The organism is Flavobacterium aeripolare (assembly GCF_013294025.1).
Classification (GTDB): Bacteria; Bacteroidota; Bacteroidia; order Flavobacteriales; family Flavobacteriaceae; genus Flavobacterium.
Genome location: NZ_JABSNL010000007.1, coordinates 38,793 through 60,044, shown reverse-complemented (window position 1 = coordinate 60,044; position 21,252 = coordinate 38,793). Strand labels below are relative to the sequence as shown.

17 protein-coding genes and 1 riboswitch are annotated in these 21,252 nt (G+C 34.2%); of the genes, 13 read left to right on the top strand and 4 right to left on the bottom strand.

Annotation, left to right across the window (positions count from 1 at the left end; all coding sequences use genetic code 11):
* Positions 1-6: 6 nt before the first annotated feature.
* Together HNQ00_RS09305 and HNQ00_RS09300 are read left to right on the top strand one after the other, a co-directional pair.
* Positions 7-387, top strand: a complete 381-nt coding sequence (locus HNQ00_RS09305) for a TraR/DksA family transcriptional regulator (protein ID WP_173838063.1) — start codon at positions 7-9, stop codon at positions 385-387.
* An 87-nt stretch (positions 388-474) separates the two neighbouring features.
* Entirely contained in the window at positions 475-1,071 is a 597-nt protein-coding gene (locus tag HNQ00_RS09300; protein ID WP_173838062.1) for a lipoprotein signal peptidase, read from the top strand.
* Positions 1,072-1,260: 189 nt separating this feature from the next.
* Here the strand turns inward: HNQ00_RS09300 and HNQ00_RS09295 are convergent, their stop codons facing one another.
* The 3 genes from HNQ00_RS09295 to HNQ00_RS09285 all read right to left on the bottom strand — a co-directional run bounded on the left by HNQ00_RS09295 (position 1,261) and on the right by HNQ00_RS09285 (position 4,361).
* Positions 1,261-2,403 carry a PKD domain-containing protein gene (locus tag HNQ00_RS09295; RefSeq protein ID WP_173838061.1) on the bottom strand — a complete coding sequence of 381 codons (1,143 nt, stop codon included), beginning with the start codon at positions 2,401-2,403 and terminating at the stop codon, positions 1,261-1,263.
* A gap of 107 nt (positions 2,404-2,510) precedes the next feature.
* Positions 2,511-2,714: riboswitch (cobalamin riboswitch) on the bottom strand.
* 113 nt (positions 2,715-2,827) lie between these two features.
* Complete coding sequence (locus tag HNQ00_RS09290) at positions 2,828-3,397, bottom strand: 5-formyltetrahydrofolate cyclo-ligase (protein ID WP_173838060.1); 570 nt, start codon at positions 3,395-3,397, stop codon at positions 2,828-2,830.
* Positions 3,384-4,361: a succinylglutamate desuccinylase/aspartoacylase family protein gene (locus tag HNQ00_RS09285; protein WP_173838059.1), complete on the bottom strand. Its 978-nt coding sequence runs from the start codon at positions 4,359-4,361 to the stop codon at positions 3,384-3,386. Before HNQ00_RS09285 ends, HNQ00_RS09290 begins: the two co-directional genes overlap by 14 nt.
* A gap of 136 nt (positions 4,362-4,497) precedes the next feature.
* Here HNQ00_RS09285 and uvrC point away from each other — a divergent pair, with 136 nt between their 5' ends.
* The 11 genes from uvrC (at position 4,498) to HNQ00_RS09230 (ending at position 20,743) form a co-directional block, all read left to right on the top strand.
* The gene (gene uvrC / locus HNQ00_RS09280; RefSeq protein WP_173838058.1) at positions 4,498-6,300 is read left to right on the top strand and encodes an excinuclease ABC subunit UvrC; all 1,803 of its coding nucleotides are present in this window, start codon (positions 4,498-4,500) and stop codon (positions 6,298-6,300) included.
* Between the two features lie 44 nt (positions 6,301-6,344).
* Positions 6,345-8,546: a patatin-like phospholipase family protein gene (locus HNQ00_RS09275; RefSeq protein WP_173838057.1), complete on the top strand. Its 2,202-nt coding sequence runs from the start codon at positions 6,345-6,347 to the stop codon at positions 8,544-8,546.
* Positions 8,547-8,727: 181 nt separating this feature from the next.
* The gene (locus tag HNQ00_RS09270; RefSeq protein ID WP_173838056.1) at positions 8,728-9,885 is read left to right on the top strand and encodes a homogentisate 1,2-dioxygenase; all 1,158 of its coding nucleotides are present in this window, start codon (positions 8,728-8,730) and stop codon (positions 9,883-9,885) included.
* Between the two features lie 251 nt (positions 9,886-10,136).
* Positions 10,137-11,297, top strand: coding sequence for a 4-hydroxyphenylpyruvate dioxygenase (gene hppD / locus HNQ00_RS09265; protein WP_173838055.1), 1,161 nt, complete (start codon positions 10,137-10,139; stop codon positions 11,295-11,297).
* 290 nt (positions 11,298-11,587) lie between these two features.
* The gene (locus tag HNQ00_RS09260) at positions 11,588-12,355 is read left to right on the top strand and encodes a DUF3108 domain-containing protein (RefSeq protein WP_173838054.1); all 768 of its coding nucleotides are present in this window, start codon (positions 11,588-11,590) and stop codon (positions 12,353-12,355) included.
* Positions 12,356-12,357: 2 nt separating this feature from the next.
* Entirely contained in the window at positions 12,358-13,287 is a 930-nt protein-coding gene (locus HNQ00_RS09255; RefSeq protein WP_173838053.1) for a tryptophan 2,3-dioxygenase family protein, read from the top strand.
* Between the two features lie 31 nt (positions 13,288-13,318).
* Complete coding sequence (locus HNQ00_RS09250; RefSeq protein ID WP_173838052.1) at positions 13,319-14,551, top strand: peptidoglycan DD-metalloendopeptidase family protein; 1,233 nt, start codon at positions 13,319-13,321, stop codon at positions 14,549-14,551.
* Positions 14,552-14,754: 203 nt separating this feature from the next.
* Positions 14,755-16,398 (top strand): glucose-6-phosphate isomerase, encoded by a 1,644-nt coding sequence (gene pgi, locus HNQ00_RS09245; RefSeq protein WP_173838051.1) that lies wholly within the window; start codon positions 14,755-14,757, stop codon positions 16,396-16,398.
* A 523-nt stretch (positions 16,399-16,921) separates the two neighbouring features.
* A complete protein-coding gene (locus tag HNQ00_RS09240; protein WP_173838050.1) occupies positions 16,922-19,630 on the top strand; it encodes a TonB-dependent receptor in 2,709 nt (902 codons plus the stop codon).
* Positions 19,631-19,737: 107 nt separating this feature from the next.
* Positions 19,738-20,160, top strand: a complete 423-nt coding sequence (locus HNQ00_RS09235; RefSeq protein ID WP_173838049.1) for a hypothetical protein — start codon at positions 19,738-19,740, stop codon at positions 20,158-20,160.
* A gap of 82 nt (positions 20,161-20,242) precedes the next feature.
* Entirely contained in the window at positions 20,243-20,743 is a 501-nt protein-coding gene (locus HNQ00_RS09230) for a septal ring lytic transglycosylase RlpA family protein (RefSeq protein ID WP_173838048.1), read from the top strand.
* A 19-nt stretch (positions 20,744-20,762) separates the two neighbouring features.
* On the opposite strand, the gene HNQ00_RS09225 is transcribed toward HNQ00_RS09230, so the two are convergent.
* A complete protein-coding gene (locus tag HNQ00_RS09225; protein WP_173838047.1) occupies positions 20,763-21,230 on the bottom strand; it encodes a CYTH domain-containing protein in 468 nt (155 codons plus the stop codon).
* Between the last annotated feature and the right edge of the window lie 22 nt (positions 21,231-21,252).

The window sequence follows — 21,252 nt, the reverse complement described above, 5'->3', positions numbered from 1 at the left end:
ACGACCATGGTAGATGAAGCAACACGATACTCTGACGCCGACTTAGCAGAGTTTAAGGATATTATTCTTAAGAAAATAGAAAAAGCACAAGCAGATTTAGATTTGATAAAAAGCGCTTACATGAATGACTTAAATAACGGTACAGATGATACATCGCCTACATTTAAAGCATTTGAAGAAGGAAGTGAAACAATGTCTAAAGAGGCAAACTCGCAATTAGCAATTCGTCAAGAAAAGTTTATTCGTGACTTGAAAAACGCACTATTCCGTGTAGAGAATAAAACCTACGGTTTATGTAAAGTAACGGGCAAGTTAATCAATAAAGACAGATTAAAAATTGTCCCTCATGCAACAATGAGTATCGAAGCTAAAAACTTACAACGATAATCACTATTGATCTATACAATTTAACGCTCCTTTAGGAGCGTTTTTTTTGATAAAATAATTACTTTTACGCCACTTAAAATTTTACAAATGTCATTAAAGAAAGCTTACCTTCTCATATTTATTATCTTAGTTGTCGACCAAATATCTAAAATATTTGTCAAAACAAATTTCATCTTGGGCGAAGAAGTCGAAGTTTTGAGTTGGTTTAAAATTTTATTCATTGAGAATGAAGGTATGGCTTGGGGAACAGAGATTCCAGGGGCGTATGGTAAATTGTTTTTAACACTTTTTAGACTAGCTGCCGTGGGTGGAATAGGCTATTGGTTGTATGATTCTGTAAGGAATAAACAAAGCTCAAATCACCTTATTATTGCGATCGCTTTAATTCTTGCAGGGGCATTTGGTAACATTATAGATTCTGTTTTTTACGGGGTTATTTTTGATGACAGTCACCAGCAATTAGCAACGTTATTCACAGATCAACCTTACGGAAAGTTCTTTTACGGGAAAGTAGTCGATATGTTTTACTTCCCTATTTGGCATGGGATTTTACCTAGTTGGATACCCGTGTGGGGCGGACGCGATTTTACGTTTTTCAACGCTATTTTTAACGTTGCCGATATGGCGATATGCGTGGGTGTTGGGATTTTGATTTTTTTCAATAAAAAAGCCTTCAATAAATAGGTTGTCTATTAGGAGCTACTTCCTGCTGTACACTATATCTCTTGCGGCGAACCCCGCCACAAGAGGATGCCGTTTCCATCAGGGCTAAGAACCTGTTCACAAAACAACTTCTAAGAATTAACACAGCATAAAATAAAGAAAGGGTAACCATACACTATGGTTACCCTTTCTTTATGTTGTAAATAAAGTCTATTTAAGCATTGATAAATCAGCTGCTCCTTTTACTTCAGTAGAGATTTCACCTATAGCTCCACCATTGTATTGTGTTGCCGTGTATACTCTAACAAAATCAATTCCTTTAAGTTTAACAGCTTTACCACTGTTATCCACAGCCCAATTAATGTCCATTACGTTTCCGCCATAAGTGCTATAATCAGCATCATAGTTATCTGCATATCCCCATGCTAATGCATCGATAGATACGTATCTACCTTCATTGATAACAGGAAAAACTCTCGTTCCTTTAAAAACTAGCTCAGTTAAGTTAGAAGCAAATAAAGGGTAATAGTTTTGCGTATGATAACTATTTACCGCTACGACATCATTTGATCCTTTATTATCAGTCCAAGGCACGTCCTTGTACTCTCCTGGGTTCGTGTACGTAACTTCGTAATTTTTAATAGTGCGTTCGTTAGTGTAGTTACTACCTGCTAATTCATACCATACATCATCTGCGATTCCGTTACCGTTACTGTCAAACGATACCTCAACAATCCCAGGTTCAGATCCTCCGTTAAAGGCATTACCATAAACAACAAAATCTTTGTCATCTAGTTTGTTCTCAATAGTATGATCAAAGGTGAAAATGACATAACCTCCCCAAGCACCAAGAGAAACGGTACCGGTTTTGCCACCTACGATTTTGTCAGCAGATTCTGGTGTTCCTAAGCCAGTGTTGATGAATTGACCAGGAGCTGGTAAGTATTGCATAACCTTAGAAATAAAGGCTGAGCTAAGATCAGTTCTAGCTCTAAAATATAAAGCATACGGATCAGAAATTTTGATTTCGTAACTTCTTTCAATGCTATTCGTGCCAGAAATAGCTATAAATCGAAGAGTAAATGCTTCTGCAGTTTCTGTTAGTAAATTTAGTTCTTGCGTTTGAGCAACTTCAACTCCATCTTTTAACCATTGAAATTTTACTGTTTCGTCTAGATTTGAAATTTCGGGATTAATGATGATTGCCTCTCCTATTGTTACCTCATAAGTGGTTTGATATTCAGTAGTTGTAAAAGCGATTGGAGTGCCATTGTCGTCGTTGTCAGAGCATGAGCTAAGCAAGAATAAGGCACTAAAAAGAACCAAAAAGTAATTTGTAAATTTGTTTTGCATGTGAATTGTATTTAAAATTAATAATAAGGATTAACTTAATTACAAAACAGTAAGGAATGAAAAATAGGAATAGCAAGACTACTCCAAAGCGATAACTCCCGAAAGCTTTGTTGTTGTGCTTCTTGGCAGGTCTTCTGACTCATTCCTCTTTTTACTCCTTCCCATCAATTACGACAGTGGTTATAGTAAAAAGTATTTCCTGATGTGATCAGGTACGAACTTACAGCAGCGGGAACTGTTCAGGATTTACACCTGATTCCCTTTTAATGCTTTTACTTGAAATAAAAGCAACCAAAAAGCGTGCAAAACTAAGCTTTTTTTTTCGAAAATAAATCTTACAATCTCAGTTTTTGATTATTAATTTTAAATATTAAAATTCAGTAGCATATAAAAGTATGACTTTTAATCTTTCAGAAGGTTTTTTCTAGAAAGTGTAGCCTTTTTGTGGAGTAACACAATAATTTAGTGCAATATCATTTTCGAATACATCGCTTATAATTTCTTCTGCTTCAAAGAATGATAAACCTATTTTAATGGTTTCTGCTGTGCATTGTGACAAAAATTTGTCATAAAATCCTTTACCGTAACCTACTCGATGGCCTTTTAAGTCAAAAGCTAAAAGCGGAACAAAAACAACTTCAATTTTATTTGCAGGTACTTCGATTCCATCGATCGGTTCGGGGATATTGTATTCATTCTTCTTGATTTTTGTATTATCGGTCAGGAGAAAATGAGTCATTTCTCTAGTGTCAAAATCAGATTTAGAGATGATAATATTCTTGTCTCTACCCGAAAGCAGGTGCAAAATCAGTTCGGTGTCGACTTCATTGTGCTCTGTTATGGCTAGAAAAATATGAAAGTAATTTTTATCCCATATGGGTAGCTTCAATAAGGCATTGGCAATAGCCATACTTTTCTCTTCTATAAGTTCCTGCGAGAATGCTCTTCGTAAGTTTTTATACTTTACTCTTAGCTCTTTTTTACTCTGTGGCATCTACTATTTTTTTTGAAATATGATAAACGGCATCTCCTTGATAGGTAATAGGAGCTTGATTTGCATTGATCACGTAGCCATCATGAGGTGCTTTTATTTTTCGAACAAATTTACCAAAAGGATCTGTGATGGTTGCTAATACAGTGCCTTTGTCTACAAAGGAGCCTACTTTGCCATTGTCGTGTAACAATCCAGAACACTTGGCGCGTATCCAGATGGATCTTTCTATGTAAATTGTTTTTTGATCTGTTTCAGGAATGTCGTGCTTGCTACTCAACATGTCTAAGTGTTTGAGCAGTCTTTTTGCACCATCTGTTCCGGCATCTGCAACAGGGTAATTGATGTCTAGAGATTTACCTCCTTCAAAAAGTAACATCTTCACATTCAATTTTTGACTAGCATTTCTAAAACTACCGCCTATATTTTTTGAAAATAAAGTAAAAGGCGCGTTAAAAGCATCGGCTAGTGCTTTTAAATCTTCGTTATTAGGCGCTAATCTTATTTGGGGAGCGTTAAATCTACTAGCGCCACCGGCATGAAAATCGACAGCATAGTCAACATGCGGCATAATCTCAGTGAGAATGTGATAAGCAAATCTACTGGCTAGAGATCCTTTTTTACTTCCTGGAAAAACTCTATTTAAGTCGCGACCATCAGGGAATTCTCGAGATTTATTAATGAACCCAAACATATTAATGACGGGGATACAAATAATGGTTCCTCTTTTTGGTTTGTTTATTTTTCGAATAATAAGCTGACGTACGATTTCGATTCCGTTAATCTCATCGCCATGAATCCCAGCAGAGAAAAGTACTGTAGGGCCATCAATTTTAGAGCGCTGCACAATTATGGGAATCTTCAATTTAGTGGTGTTGTGCAGTTTTGCAATTTCCATATTAATAGTCTTGCTCTGACCTGGTAAAATGGATTGTCCTAGTATTGTAATCTCTTTTAAATTTTTCATATTGAATTAAAAGTTAAAAATAGAAATAATTATTTGGATTTCGTAAATTTGAAAATAAATCGGCGGTCTTTAGTGATAATTAAAGCTATTCCTAGGTTTACGGCGTAATTTAGCGCTTTTTCACACATACATAACAATGCAGCAACCCACACTCGAACTTCAAATACAAACATTGCCAGATGGTCCCGGTGTATACCAATACTATGATAAAGAAGGTAAAATTCTTTATGTAGGAAAGGCAAAAAATTTAAAAAAGCGTGTTTCATCTTATTTCAATAAAGTACACGACACCGCTAAGACAAATGTTTTAGTAAAAAAAATAGTCACGATTAAACACATTGTGGTCCCTACAGAAACAGATGCACTTTTATTAGAGAACAATCTTATAAAAACGTTGCAACCAAGATACAATGTGCTGCTTCGCGATGATAAAACCTACCCATGGATTTGCATAAAAAAGGAGCCTTTCTCCCGTATTTTTGCAACGCGTAGAATGGTGAAGGATGGTTCAGAATATTTTGGTCCGTACACTAGTTTTAAAACGGTAAACACTATTTTAGAATTAATTAAAGAGTTGTATCCTTTGCGCACTTGTAATTACGATTTGACGCCATCAAATATTGATAGTGGTAAATTCAAGGTGTGTTTAGAGTATCATATAGGAAATTGTAAAGGGCCTTGTGAGGGCTATGAAAGTCTTGAGAATTACCAGAAACAAGTAGATGCTATTCGCGAAATCCTAAAAGGGAATTTCAAAGAAAGTATGAAAGATTTTAAGCGTGTCATGATCGAACTTGCACAAGACATGCATTTTGAAGAAGCCCAAAAGATTAAAGAGAAAATTGAAGTTCTAGAAAATTATCAATCTCGATCAACGATTATAAATCCAAAAATAACCAACATAGATGTCTTCTCCATCGTATCTGATGAGGCAGCTGGATTTGTGAATTTTCTCCAGATTTCGCACGGTTCGATCATTCGATCACATACTATGGAGATCAAGAAAAAACTAGAAGAAACTGATGAAGAATTATTAGAGTTAGCTATCATTGAACTAAGAGAGCGTTTTCAATTACTATCAAAGGAAATAATTGTTCCGTTTCAAGTAGACCTTGGAGAAAATATTAAGGTTACCGTTCCTCAATTAGGAGATAAAAAGCAAATTCTAGACTTGTCTATTAGAAATGCTAAGTTTTATAGAATCGAACAATTAAAGCAATTGCAAATTGTAGACCCTGACCGACATACTACAAGGATTATGGCACAAATGCAAAAAGATTTGCGACTGCCAGTAGAGCCAAGACATATTGAGTGTTTTGATAACTCTAATATACAAGGAACAAACCCTGTAGCTGCTTGCGTGGTGTTTAAGGATGGAAAGCCAAGTAAAAAGGATTACCGTCATTTTAATATAAAAACAGTAGAAGGACCTGATGATTTTGCTTCGATGGAGGAAGTGGTGTATAGACGCTACAAGCGATTGCTTGATGAAAACCAACCGCTGCCTAATTTAATTATAATTGATGGTGGAAAAGGGCAGTTGTCATCAGCATTAAAAAGTTTAGATGCCCTAGAGTTGCGAGGAAAAATAGCTATCATAGGAATTGCAAAACGATTAGAAGAGTTGTTCTATCCTGGAGATTCTGTTCCTTTATATTTAGATAAAAAATCAGAGACCTTAAAAGTAATACAACAATTGCGTAATGAAGCACACCGTTTTGGGATTACGCATCATCGTGATAAACGTAGTAAAGCGGCCTTGAATTCCTCTATAGAATCGATTCCTGGTATTGGTGAAAAAACAATGTTAACGCTCATTCAGCACTTTAAAAGTGTAAAAAGATTGAAATTAGCAACAGAAAAAGAAATAACAGCAGTGATTGGTGTGTCAAAAGCAAAAAAAATTGTCGACTTTTACAAAAACATAAGCAAGTCATAATTAGTTCTTTACTACTAGTGTGGTTTTAATATCCTTATAATACTATGAATAAATACTTACTGTACGTTTTTTTCTTCTTTGCTTTTGCTACTGTGTTTGCACAGGAACACAACAGACCAAAAATTGGTTTGGTTTTAAGCGGTGGTGGAGCAAAGGGTTTTGCGCACATAGGTGTTTTAAAAGTTTTAGAAGATGCGGGGATTAAGATTGACTACATAGGAGGGACAAGTATGGGGGCGGTTATAGGTGGTTTATATGCTTCAGGGTACAACGCCGCACAAATTGATTCTATCTTTCAAACTACAAATTTTGATAAATTAATAAACGACTACATCCCTAGGTCGTCAAAGAATTTTTACGAAAAACAAAATGACGAGCGTTACGCATTAGTACTGCCATTTGATAAATTTAAAGTGGGTATTCCAGAAGCACTTTCAAAAGGGATGTACAACTTTAATCTTATTAGTAAATTGACAAGTCATGTACGCCATGTACGGGATTTCAATAAATTACCTATTCCGTTTTTATGTATAGGAACCGATATTGAAACTGGAAAACAAGTGATTCTTGATAAAGGTAATTTGGCGCAAGCGATAATTGCAAGTGCTGCTTTTCCATCGTTGTTTTCGCCGGTAGAAATAGATGGAAAATTGCTTGTGGATGGAGGTGTGACCAATAATTACCCTATTGACGAAGTGATTAAATTAGGTGCTGATATTATAATAGGTGTAGATGTTCAAGATGATTTGCTTACTAGAAAGTCTTTAAAAGATGCCACACGTATTTTAGTGCAGATAACTAATTTGCATTCGATAGAAAAAATGAAGGAGAATATCGCTCAAACAGATATCTATATTAAGCCAGATATTAAAGATTATGGGGTGATTTCATTTGATAAGGGAAACGAAATTATCAAGAAAGGGGAAAACGCCACCTTTGCAGTCTACGACAAAATCCAACTCTTAGCTGCAGATCAAACAGCTTATGTTAAACCTAAACTTGCTTTATTTACAGATAGTCTCGATATTAAAGAAATCAATATCAATCACCTTGATAATTTTACTAGGGATTATGTGCTAGGGAAATTGCGCTTTAAGCCACAATCAAAAATTGCCTACAGTCAACTAGAGCGCGGAATAAACAATATTAACGCAACACAAAATTTTAGTGTCATTAATTATTCTCTCGAAGATGGTGGCGGAAAAGATAATTTGAAATTAGACTTGACTGAAAACCAAACTAAATCAAATTTAAAATTTGGTTTGCACTTTGATGGATTGTTTAAAAGCGGAATATTAGTGAACGTGACAAGAAGGAAAACCTTATTTAAAAATGACGTGGCATCATTAGATGTGATTTTAGGAGATAATTTTAGATATGATTTTGATTATTATGTAGAGAATGGGTACAATCTAAGTGTGGGTTTTAAGTCAAATTATAATCAATTTAATCGAAATGTCGCTCGTGAGTTGAGTGGCATCGATCCTACAACCGAAGGAGCAAATACAATTAATGTAGATTTCTCTGATTACACAAGTCAGTTTTATTTTCAATCCTTATTTGTTCAAAAATTTCTAGTAGGTGCGGGAGTAGAATATAAATTTTTAAAAATTGAATCTGAAACGGTACAGAATGCTGACCCTATCTTTGATCGAAGCAGTTATGGAAGTGTTTTTGGTTATATGAATTACGATTCCTTTGATAACAAAAATTTTCCCACGAGCGGATGGTATTTTTCTGGAGATATTAAGTCGTATCTGTTTTCGTCTAATTATACTAAAGAATTTGAACCTTTTAATATTGTAAAAGCTGATTTTGGTATTGCAGCTCAATTATTTAAAAATGCAACAATTAAATTCCAAACAGATGCTGGGTTTTCTTTTGGTGATCAAAGTGTTCCTTTTTTTAATTTTATTCTGGGTGGTTATGGTTACAAACCAGTAAATAATTTTAAACATTTTTATGGTTATGATTTTTTAAGCATTGCCGGCGATAGCTACATTAAAACGGCAGTGACCTTAGATTACAAATTATTTAAAAACAACCACATTAATTTTACAGCAAATTATGCTAATCTAGGGAATAAAATATTCGAATCTACTAATTGGATTTCGCTTCCACAATATTCAGGATATGCATTAGGTTACGGTTTAGAAACGGTAATTGGTCCTATAGAAATCAAGCACTCTTGGTCTCCAGAAGAGTCAAAAGGCTACACATGGTTTAGTGTAGGTTTTATGTTTTAAATTTTATATAATTCAATAATATTTCCGATATTTGTTAATATGAAAACGAAATGGGCAGGATTATTAGAATATCTTCAATTCCTTATCAAGAGAAATCCTGAATAGGGTACTTTTTTTTGATTTAGAATAGCAAATTATAAAGCAATCTCGCTTGATTTAGTTACACTTAAAACAAAAAAAAATGCCATTATATCACAAACTGGGGACATTTCCTCAAAAAAGACACACGCAGTTTGAAAAACCCAATGGTGGTTTTTACTACGAACAACTTTTTGGTACCGAAGGTTTCCACGGACACGCGTCCCTATCGTACCACGTTCACAGACCCACGCAGGTTAAAGAGATTTTAAAATCGTATTCGATAGAGCCAAAAATTGCTATTGGTAAAAATATCAAGTCATTACTTTTAAAAGGATTTGAACTGAAACCAGCCGATGATTTCTTAGACAGTCGCAAAGCTATGTTAGTCAATAAAGACTGTACAATAGGACTTGCTGCGCCAAGAAAATCACTCACAGAATATTTTTATAAAAATGCCGATGCCGATGAAATGATTTTCATTCATAAAGGCACAGGAACATTACGTACCATGTTAGGGAATATCCCTTTTAAGTATGGGGATTACCTTATTATTCCGCGCGGAATTATTTACCAAATTCAATTTGACACTGAAGAAAATCGCTTGTTCTACGTAGAGTCGTTTGCTCCTTTTTATACACCTAAAAGATATAAAAATGAGTCAGGACAGCATTTAGAGCATTCGCCATTTTGTGAGCGCGATTTTATTCTGCCAACCGAGTTGGAAACTCATGACGAAAAAGGAGATTTTTTAATCAAAATCAAAAAAGAAGGCATGATGCACGAAGTGGTGTATGCCACGCATCCTTTTGACGTGATTGGTTGGGATGGATATAATTTTCCATACGGATTTAGCATTCATGATTTTGAACCTATTACCGGTCGCGTGCACCAACCGCCACCAGTACATCAAACATTTGAGACGGCTACCTTTGTAGTATGCTCGTTTGTGCCAAGGTTGTATGATTACCACCCAAAATCAGTTCCAGCACCTTACAATCATAGCAATATTGATAGTGATGAAGTGTTGTATTATGTAGATGGTGACTTTATGAGTCGCAACAATATCGAGCAAGGGCACATCACTTTACACCCAAAAGGTATTCCACACGGACCAGCGCCAGGAGCAATGGAACGCAGTATAGGGCATACCGGTACTGAGGAATTGGCTGTAATGGTAGATACATTTCGTCCATTGATGGTTACTGAAGAGGCTATGGGGCTTGACGACGGTCAGTACTATAAATCCTGGGTAGAGTAAGTAGTACTTGCTTGCAATAAAATAACCGCATTATAATTGTCATTTTGATTAGTTTTATAGGTAGGAGCAATTTCCTGCTGTTCGCTAAATCTTTATGTTTTTAAAGAAAAAACATAAAGGATACCGCTACCATCAGGGCTAGGATTAAGTGCAATTAATACACAAATTTTAAATTAGAAAAAATCAGTGAAAATCAATTTTATCCGCTTCATTCGCGTTCCAAAATTAGATTTCGCATAAAAATAAACACAATGGCAAAAGAAGTAAAATCAGTTGAATACGGATTAGAGAAAATATTTGAAGGAGCACAAGATTTCCTTCCGTTATTAGGAACAGACTATGTAGAATTCTATGTAGGAAACGCAAAACAATCCGCTCATTATTATAAAACGGCTTTCGGTTACCAATCATTGGCGTATGCCGGATTAGAAACGGGAGTTAAAGACAGAACATCTTATGTTTTAAAACAAGATAAAATACGCATTGTTTTAACGACGCCTTTAACGCAGGATTCCCCTATTCATGAACATCTTAAAAAACATGGAGACGGAGTAAAAGTAGCTGCTTTATGGGTTGAGGATGCAACTAGCGCTTATCAAGAAACGATGAAACGTGGCGCACGTTCTTTTATGGAGCCAACAGTGGAAAAAGACGAACATGGAGAAGTGGTTCGTTCAGGAATTTACACTTATGGAGAAACAGTACACATCTTTGTAGAGCGTAAAAACTACAATGGTGTTTTTCTACCTGGTTATAAAGAATGGAAATCTGATTATAATCCAGAAGCAACCGGCTTAAAATACATTGACCATATGGTGGGGAATGTAGGTTGGAACGAAATGAACACATGGGTAAAGTTTTATGAGGAAGTGATGGGGTTTGTAAACTTCCTTTCTTTTGATGATAAGCAAATCACAACAGAGTATTCGGCATTGATGAGTAAAGTGATGTCAAATGGAAATGGTAGAATTAAATTCCCTATCAACGAACCAGCTGAAGGGAAGAAAAGATCACAAATAGAAGAATACTTGGACTTCTACGGAGGCCCAGGGATACAGCACATTGCTATTGCTACTGATGATATTATTAAAACAGTAAGTCAATTAAGAGCTAGAGGGGTTGAGTTTTTATCAGCACCGCCACACACCTACTACCAAGCAATTCCTGAACGTTTAGGAGAGCACATGGGTATGATGAAAGAAGATATTAATGAAATCGAAAAGCTTGCTATTATGGTTGATGCTGATGAGGATGGGTATTTATTGCAAATATTCACTAAACCGGTGCAAGATCGACCAACCTTATTTTTTGAAATAATACAAAGAATGGGTGCTAAAGGTTTTGGTGCAGGTAACTTTAAAGCTTTATTTGAATCAATTGAGAGAGAACAAGAATTGCGAGGAACGTTGTAAAAACGCGTTTTTTTTGCATTATGTGAAAAAATAACTATTCAATCGATTCTGATTTTATCAATGTTTTGTTAAACTTTTTTTATTGAATATAGAAGTGAATTTGTTAGCTACCTTTGCACTCGCAAAATGGAAGGGGTGGTTTCCTTCCGAATTGATATAAATTTCATAATTTATAGTTTTTTGGTTAGTTAATAGCATAAAAACTCAGTCATTATTTGACTGAGTTTTTTTGTTTTAATATATTTGGAACAGAATTTGCTTTTTAAAGAAGTAAACAGAAAAAGTAAGTTATGAAAAAAGTTATTCTCTTCTTAGTATTGTTAGCTACAGTAAGTTTTGATAGTCGCAATCAAGATGCCTATGATGTAGGTGAATATTTTAAATTTCGAATTCACTACGGTATCGTTAACGCTGGTTATGCCACTCTTGAGGTAAAAGATGCTACAATAAATAATAAAAAAGTATTTCACGTTGTAGGTAAAGGATACACTACGGGTATGTCTCGTTTTTTCTTTAAAGTAGATGATTTATATGAAACGTACATTGATAAAGATTCAGGTATGCCATACCGTTTTGTTAGAAAAATAGACGAAGGAGGTTACAAGAAAAATCAAGAAGGCTTTTTTAATCAATCGGCTAATAAGGTAACCGTAAAGGATTATAAGAATAATAACGAAAAAACCTTTGTTACTCCTAAAAATACCCAAGACATTTTATCGTCATTTTATTACTTAAGGAATTATCCAGGAATAGATAAAATCAAACCGGGTGAGTCAATTACTATAGACATGTTCTTTGATGATGAAACAACAAAATTTAAGTTAAAGTTTGTAGGTCGTGAAAATATTACGACTAAATTTGGCGTTGTCCCATCAATGATATTTAGACCTTTAGTTCAATCCGGTCGCGTGTTTAAAGAGAAAGAGAGCCTAACGGTTTGGATTTCAGATGATGACAATAGATTGCCTATTCGAATAAAAGCAGATTTAGCTATTGGATCATTAAAAGCTGATCTTGATGCCTACAAAGGATTAAACAATCCGTTTAAAACAAAATAATAATGAATATTAGTGAGCACAGAGAAACTATCTTAAACGATATTGAGGTTAAATACGACGCTATAGGTCAAAAGACAGATACTCATCTCGAAGGACTTCTTTATGCTAAACCCATCACTTACTGGGACTACATTCAAACAGATGCACTTTTAAGTCTACAAACACAAAGAACGACCTTGCCTGATGAAATGGTGTTTATAATGTACCATCAAGTCAACGAATTAATCTTCAAGATGATTCTCTGGGAAATGCAACAAATATGCTATTGCGAGAATATCCAAACTAAATTTTTTGCCGAACGTTTATCTCGCGTAACACGCTATTTTGATATGCTAACGACTTCTTTCAGTATTATGGAGGAAGGCATGGAAGTAGAGCAATACATGAAATTTAGAAATACTTTAACACCGGCAAGTGGGTTTCAAAGTGCACAATATAGATTAATAGAATTTACCTCTACAGACTTGATTAATCTTGTAGACAATCGCTTTAGAGCTAAAATTGATAGAAATACGCCTTATGAAAATGCGTTTGAACATTTATATTGGCAAGCTGCAGGTAAAGATTATAGTACTGGTAAAAAATCATACCTCTTAGAAGAGTTTGAGAAAAAGTACAAAGGTTCTTTCTTGCGCCACATGGAAGAATATAATACAATCAACATTTATCAAAAATTCAAACAGCTGCCTATTGATGATCAAAAAAATCCTGAGCTGGTAGCTGCCATGAGACACTTTGATCATACTGTAAATATCACTTGGGTGATGCAGCATTTAAATGTTGCTATTAAATACATTGACCACAGTGGTAAAGGTGATGGTGAGGCAACTGGTGGTAGTGACTGGAAAAAATACATGCACCCTAAATACCAGAGACGTATCTTTTTTCCTGACTTGTGGAGTGAAGAAGAATTGGCAAATTGGGGTTTATAATAAAAGTAAAATACAAAAAAATAAGTATAGTTTGAAGCAAGTATTAATGGTTATCGTGTTATTGACAACAATACTATCTTGTAATAAATCTGCTGATAAGCTTGATAAAAAAGCACAGATAAAAAAGGTTGCTGTTAAAGCAGAACATTCTGATTTCGGATTTAATTTCGCTGATTTTAATGTAGTTCAAGATACAGTTAGAAAAGGAGACACTTTTGGGACTATAATTAATAAGCAAAATATAGGAGACAGGAAAGTTTTTGAAATAGTTGAAAGTGTCAAAGATACTTTTGATGTTAGAATCATAAAACCCAACCGCTCTTATACAATGTTGAGGTCAAAAGGAAAGACTAATAAACTGGAGGTTTTTGTTTACCAGCCTGATGCCTTAAGTTATTATATTTTTGATTTACGTGACTCTGTAATTGTTGCTCATAAAAAAACGAGGCCTATTACAATACGCCGCCGCACCATAGGTGGTGTTGTCAAAGGGTCGTTGTCAGAGACGCTTGGAGATGCCGGTGTAGAAGCTGCGTTAGCGAGTAGAATAACTAAAATCTACTCTTGGTCTATTGACTTTTTTAAATTAAAAAAAGGAGATCGCTACGGAATCACTTTTACCGAAAGGTTTATAAACGACTCCATTTATGATGGTGTTGACGAGCTCGAAGCTTCTTTTTTTGAATATAAAGGTAAATTAGTGTATGCTTTTCCTTTTGTACAAAATGAGGCTAGCGGTAAGGTAGAATACTATGATGAAGAGGGGAAAACGCTTAAAAATTTCTTTTTAAAGACACCTATTAAATTTAGTCGCATCACTTCTAGATTTACAATGAATAGATTTCACCCCGTACAACACCGATGGAAAGCGCATAAAGGAACAGATTATGCTGCCCCTACAGGTACGCCTATTACAACGACAGCTTCGGGTGTGGTAGAGCAAGCAGGCTATACTGCAGGAAACGGAAATTTTGTCAAAGTTAAACATAATGGTACGTACTCAACACAATACCTACACATGTCAAAAATCCTTGTGCGTCGTGGCCAACATGTTAATCAAGGTGATGTAATAGGTAGAGTAGGAAGCACTGGATTAGCAACGGGACCGCATGTGTGCTACCGTTTCTGGAAAAACGGCGTTCAAGTCGATGCATTGCGTCTTAATCTTCCCACTGGAGAACCCATGACAGGAAATAATAAACAACGTTTTCTTGATAAAATCACTCCTTTAAAAAGAGAGTTAGATAGTATTGCTAATTTATAAGTTAATTGCCAAAAATCTAATTATTTTTAAAAGTTAAAGAGATATATAGTGCTCCAAGTTGTCAATTAGATAATTTGGAGCTTTTTTTTTAACCGAAAGTGTCGTTGATTCCAATAGTAAAAGCTGTAATTGCAAGAATGAATTGACTAGTTAAAACATATTTCAGTATTTTTACAAACATTAAAAACTTGAACTAAAAAAAAATGGCTTTACAAACAAATAACCCTACAACTACTGCCGCTTGGACTAAGCTTCAGCAGCATTTTGAAACGATGCAAGATGTATCAATGCAAGAAATGTTTCAAAAAGATGCTTCGAGAACTGCAAAATTCAATATTAAATGGAACGATTTTTTACTTGATTATTCGAAAAACAGAATTAATCAAGAAACTATGACGCTATTGACAGCATTAGCAAACGAAATGGGATTGAAGAGTGCAATTTCAGATTATTTTAGTGGCGCTGCAATTAATAAAACCGAAAATAGAGCGGTACTACATACTGCTTTGAGAGCTACTGAAGATACAGTTGTCACTGTTAATGGTGAGAATATTATTCCAGAGGTGTACGAAGTAAAGAAAAAAATCAAGGCTTTTTCTAATGAGTTGATTGCTGGAAATAGAAAAGGATATACGGGGAAAGTTTTTACCGATGTCGTTAATATAGGAATTGGAGGATCTGATTTAGGGCCGGCGATGGCTGTGGAAGCATTGCAGTTTTATAAAAATAATTTAGACGTGCACTTTGTGTCTAATGTAGATGGTGATCATGTTAATGAAGTAATCAAGAAATTGAATCCTGAAACTACATTATTTGTTATTGTATCTAAAACATTTACAACTCAAGAAACCTTAACAAATTCAGAAACGATTAAAAAATGGTTTTTAGAGTCGGCAACTCAAGAGGATATTGCTAAGCATTTTGTTGCTGTTTCTACAAATATCCAAAAAGTAAGTGCGTTTGGTATTGATCCTGAAAATGTTTTTCCAATGTGGGATTGGGTTGGTGGACGTTTTTCTTTATGGAGCGCTGTAGGTTTAACGATTAGTTTAGCTATAGGATATGAAAATTTCGACCAATTATTAAAAGGGGCTAATGAAATGGATCAACATTTTGAATCATCAGAGTTTGATCAAAACATGCCCGTAATTTTGGCATTATTGAGCATTTGGTATAATAATTTCTTTGCTGCCGAAAGTGAAGCAGTCATTCCATATACACAGTATTTACAAAAGTTGGCTCCGTATTTACAGCAAGGAACAATGGAAAGTAACGGTAAATACGTAGGTAGAGATGGCCAAAAAGTAAATTATCAAACCGGAACGATAATATGGGGAGAGCCAGGGACTAATTCCCAGCATGCCTTTTTTCAATTAATTCATCAAGGAACAAAATTAATTCCTTCTGATTTTATAGGTTACCTGAAACCACTTTATGGAGATGAAGATCATCATGACAAATTGATGTCTAATTTCTTTGCTCAAACAGAAGCCTTGATGCAAGGAAAGTCAATAGAGCAAGTACAAGCAGAGTTTGACAAGCAAGGTTTGAATCAATCAGCAGCAGCAGCATTATTGCCTTTTAAAATTTTTGAAGGGAACAAGCCTACAAATACCTTACTTATAGATAAGCTAACGCCTAAATCGTTAGGTTCTTTAATTGCTTTGTACGAGCACAAAATATTTGTTCAAGGAATTATCTGGAATATCTTCAGTTTTGATCAATGGGGAGTGGAATTAGGAAAGCAATTAGCAAATAAGGTGTTGACAGAGATCAATAAAAATAAAGTAGCAGCACACGATGCATCTACAAGCTTTTTATTAGATTACTACTTAAAGAATAAATAAGAGTTTAAGTAATTTTTATAATGTAGCCCCAGTAAATTATGTTTGCTGGGGCTTTGTTGTATTTATTAGTCCCATTTTTTTTAAATGTCTGTAATACAAGTTAAAATGATCTGAATGCTATATAAAAAGGAGTAAAGCGGAGATTTATACGGTGTGCATTTTTTATTGTTACGTATTAAATAGAATAAGGAAATTTAAAAGATATAAGATTTCATTCGGATCAACCTGATTTATTTCTCTTAAAGCTTAGGTGTCAGTTATTTCAATTGTAAAATAATCAATATCATCATCATTAGAATAAAAAAACAGTTAAAGCGAAAATATTTTTTCAATTTTATTTGGCACAATATGTTGAATTATTGCTAATATTTATGCTGATTTCAGTTTAATTTCTCATTAATTACTTTAAAAAGTTATTTATAATAGAAGGAAGACTTCGCTTAATCAAAAATTTATTAACATTGCCTTAACTTTTATAGCTAAAATAGTTATAATTTTGCCAAAAATAATAAACTAAACAAAAATGAAGACAATGAAAAATTGGTTATTCTCTGGAATGCTGTTTTTAGTAGCTGTAACTGCGTTTTCTCAAGGAAAAGTTACGGGAACTATTACTGATGGACAAGGTTCTTTGCCTGGTGCTAACGTTGCTATTAAAGGTGCTACAACTGGAGTTTCAGCAGATTTTAATGGTAAATTTTCAATTAATTCTACTACAAGTAAGGGAGAATTAGTTATTTCTTTTATCGGTTTCGAAAACAAAATTGTAAAGTTTTCTGTTGCAGATGGTGGAACAGTAAATTTAGGATCTATTGTTTTAACGTCAAATTCAAATGAATTAGACGAAATAGTTGTTACTTCTAGTGTGATTGATATCGCAAAGGATAGAAAAACACCTGTAGCGGTTTCAACAATTAAAGCTTCAGAAATTCAAGAAAAGCTTGGTTCTCAAGAGTTTCCTGAAATTTTAGCTAACACTCCTTCTGTTTATGTAACTAAGCAAGGTGGTGGTTATGGTGATTCAAGAATTAATATTCGTGGTTTTGATCAAAGAAATATTGCTGTAATGATTAATGGAGTTCCTGTTAATGATATGGAAAATGGTTCTGTTTATTGGTCAAACTGGGCTGGTCTTTCTGATGTTACTTCTGCAATGCAAGTACAAAGAGGTTTAGGTTCTTCTAAATTAGCTATTTCTTCTGTAGGAGGAACTATCAATGTTGTTACAAGAACTTCTGATATGAAAGAAGGTGGTTCAGTATCGTCTACATTTGGTAACGATAATTATTTAAAAGTTCAAGGTTCTTACAATACAGGAGTAATGGATAATGGTTTATCTGCTTCTGTTTTAATTAGTTCTACAACTGGAGATGGTTATGTTAATGGTACTTCTTTTGAAGGTAAAAACTATTTTCTTGCTTTAGGTTATAAGCCTAACGATAAGCACGATTTTCAATTTACTTTTACAGGTGCTCCACAATGGCATCACCAAAGAAGTTTTGCTAACAAGATATCAGAATATATTAAATACGGTGATGCTGCTGCAAATGAGCCAAACATAAAATATAATTCAGATTTCGGATACAGAAATGGACAAGAATTTTCTTTTGCTAGAAATTTTTACAGTAAGCCTGTAGCTTCATTCAACTGGGATTTTAAAATAAACGACAATACAAAATTATCAGCAGTAGCTTATGGATCTTGGGGTCGTGGAGGAGGAACTGGTAGTATTGGTAGTAATCCTTACTCAGCGCCAAAAACTGCAGATGGATTGATGCAAATAGATGAATTCGTTAAATACAATAATGGTCAACCTAATGCTGTAGGTTCAGGAACAAATCTTTTCTTAGTTCCTAATGCTGATGGGCAAAATATCGCAAATAGTAGAAACGGATACATTAGAAGAGCCTCTATTAATTCACACAACTGGTACGGTGCAGTGGTTAATATGAATAAAAAATTATCTGAACAAGTTACTTTAGATTTTGGAATTGATGCAAGAACGTACACTGGTTTTCACTTTAGAAATTTGAGTGATTTGCTTGGAGCTGATGGTTATTTAGATAATGCGGATATTAATAATCCAAATAGAACTTTAACTAAAACCTATGATTCTTCAGCAAGTTTGAATCCATTTAGTAATGTTAAAGATCAAGAGAAAATAGCTTACAATAATAATGGTTATGTAACTTGGTTGGGTGCTTTTACACAATTAGAATATTCAGTTGATAATATTTCTGCCTTCTTTCAAGGAGCTGTATCTCAACAAGGATTTAAAAGAGAAGATACATTTACTTACTTAGAATCAGATCCACTTTACAAAACTGACTTTGAGAACTTAATTGGAGGAAATGTTAAAGGTGGTGTTAACTATAATGTTAGTGAAACAAGTAATGTTTTTGTTAATACAGGATTTTACTCAAAACAACCATTTTTTAATGCTGTATACCCAAATAATCAATCAGTAGTTGCTGCTAACTTAGTTAACGAAAAAGTATTTGGATTAGAAGGTGGATATGGTTTCCGTTCTAAAGTGTTTACTGCTAATTTAAATGTATATTACACTTCATGGAGAGATAGATATCAAAGAAATAGTGATCCGTCTATTGACAACGTTGGTGGATACTATGACTACAACGGTTTAACAGAAATTCACTCAGGTGTAGAGCTTGAAATGAATGCTAAGCCAACACCGAAATTAAGTTTGAACGCTATGATTTCTATTGGTAATTGGTTTTACAAAGGAAATGTTTCAAGTAATAGATTTGATATTGATAACAACGTAATTGGTGGTGGAGTGCCTACGACTTTATACTTAGATAAATTAAAAGTTGGAGATGCTGCTCAAAACACAGCAAGTATAGGTGCTAAATACGAAGTTGTAGAAAGATTAAGCTTAGATGCAAACTATAGAGTTTCTGATAAGTTATATGCTTCTATTGATCCATCAAAATTTACAACTGAGGAAAATAACGGAACTTTACAGTTGCCTTCTTACGGTTTAATGGATGCTGGTTTGTCTTATAAATTATTACTTGGTGCAAACAAGTTGAGTTCACTAAATTTTAGAATTAATGTAAATAACGTTTTGGACGAGGTTTATATTTCTGAATCTAGAACTAATAATTTTGCAACAGCAACATCTGCTACTTATGATGGTGTTGATACAAGTAATCAAGTTTACTTTGGTTTTGGAAGAACATGGAACTTTAGTCTTCGTTACAACTTCTAGTCAAATAATAAAACTAATAAAATTCATAAAAACCCTCATTTCATACGGAATGAGGGTTTTTTTTATGCCTTTTTTACTTATATTTGTTTTTCAAAAATTAAAATTTTATGTACGAATTTATTCAAAAATTACATTCGGGTTGGGCTTACTTAGCTCTGTTGTTGTTAGTTGTTGCTGTGTTGAATGCACTGTATGGTTTTTTCTCTAAGAAAGAATTTAATGCAACAGATAGAAAAATTGCTTTGTTTGCACTTATTGGTACGCATACGCAGTTATTGATTGGTTTGATAATTTATTTTGTTTCGCCTCTTGGGTTTGCTTCTTTAGGTAATATGAGTGATAAGGCCATTCGTCTTACTTCATTAGAGCATCCACTAATTAATATCATTGCTATAGCGTTGATTACGATAGGGTGGTCAAAACATAAAAAGTTGCTTACGAGTGAGTCTAAGTTCAAGACTTTTACCATATTTTATACATTAGGATTAATTTTAATTTTGATGAGAATACCTTGGAAATTGTGGTTGTAAAACTGCCAAAAAAGCCCTTTTTATAGGGCTTTTTTTATCTAGGTATGGTTTTTGTAAAAGTTGAACTGAAATATAAAATGATATGAGAAAATTAATTACACCTTTTTTACTAATAGCAATCATTGGTATTGCAACGAGTCAAAGCTCTATTGCTGATAAAATAAAGGTTTCATTACAAAAAACTGCAATTCAAAAAGATACTTTAAAGAAAAGTAAAGTCGCAGTTTTAGCTCAAAAAGATATAGCTAAGGATACTCTTACTGAGAAATACGGGAAACTAGCTGCCTATAAAACAAATGCTCGTGCGTCTTATTATGCTGATAAATTTCATGGAAGAAGAACTGCCAGTGGTGCTCCATTTAACATGAACGCTTATACGGCTGCTCATAAAAAGTTTCCTTTTGGTACTATGTTAAAAGTGACTAACCAAGTTAACGGTAAGTGGGTTGTTGTAGAAGTTAATGATCGCGGACCATTTGTGAGATCAAGAGAAATAGATCTGTCTAAAAAAGCATTTATGGAAATTGCTAAAAACAAAGGCATCGGTGTGATGACTGTGACAATCGAAGTTTTCAACCCTTAATTTCACTAAGTATTTTTGATTACCATTTACTAAATGGATTTGAATTGAGATAAGCGTTGTAATATCGAGGATCAGTAGTTACCTCTTCTCCTAGCCAAGAAGGTCTCTGGAATTGTTCCTCTTCAAATTTAAGTTCTACTTCGGCTAAAATTAATCCTGAATTTTCACCGTAGAATTCATCTATCTCAAAGATGTGATTGCCCACCTTTACTTCATATCTTATTTTATCGATTGCACCGCTTTCGCATAATTGTAATAAGCATTCGGCTTCAGTAATTGAAATTTCTTTTTCCCATTCAAATCGTGACATCCCAGATTCGTTTGAAGCTCCTTTAATTGTTAAGTAGGCCTGATCGCCTTTAGTACGTACTCTAACTGTTCTTTCTGGTACCGAACTTAAATACCCTTGTTTTATCTTTTTGTTCGAAAAACACTCCAATTTAAACACATCAGAAGTTACTAGAAATTTGCGTTCGATCTCAATCATTAGTTGTCTTTTTTGCTTTGAA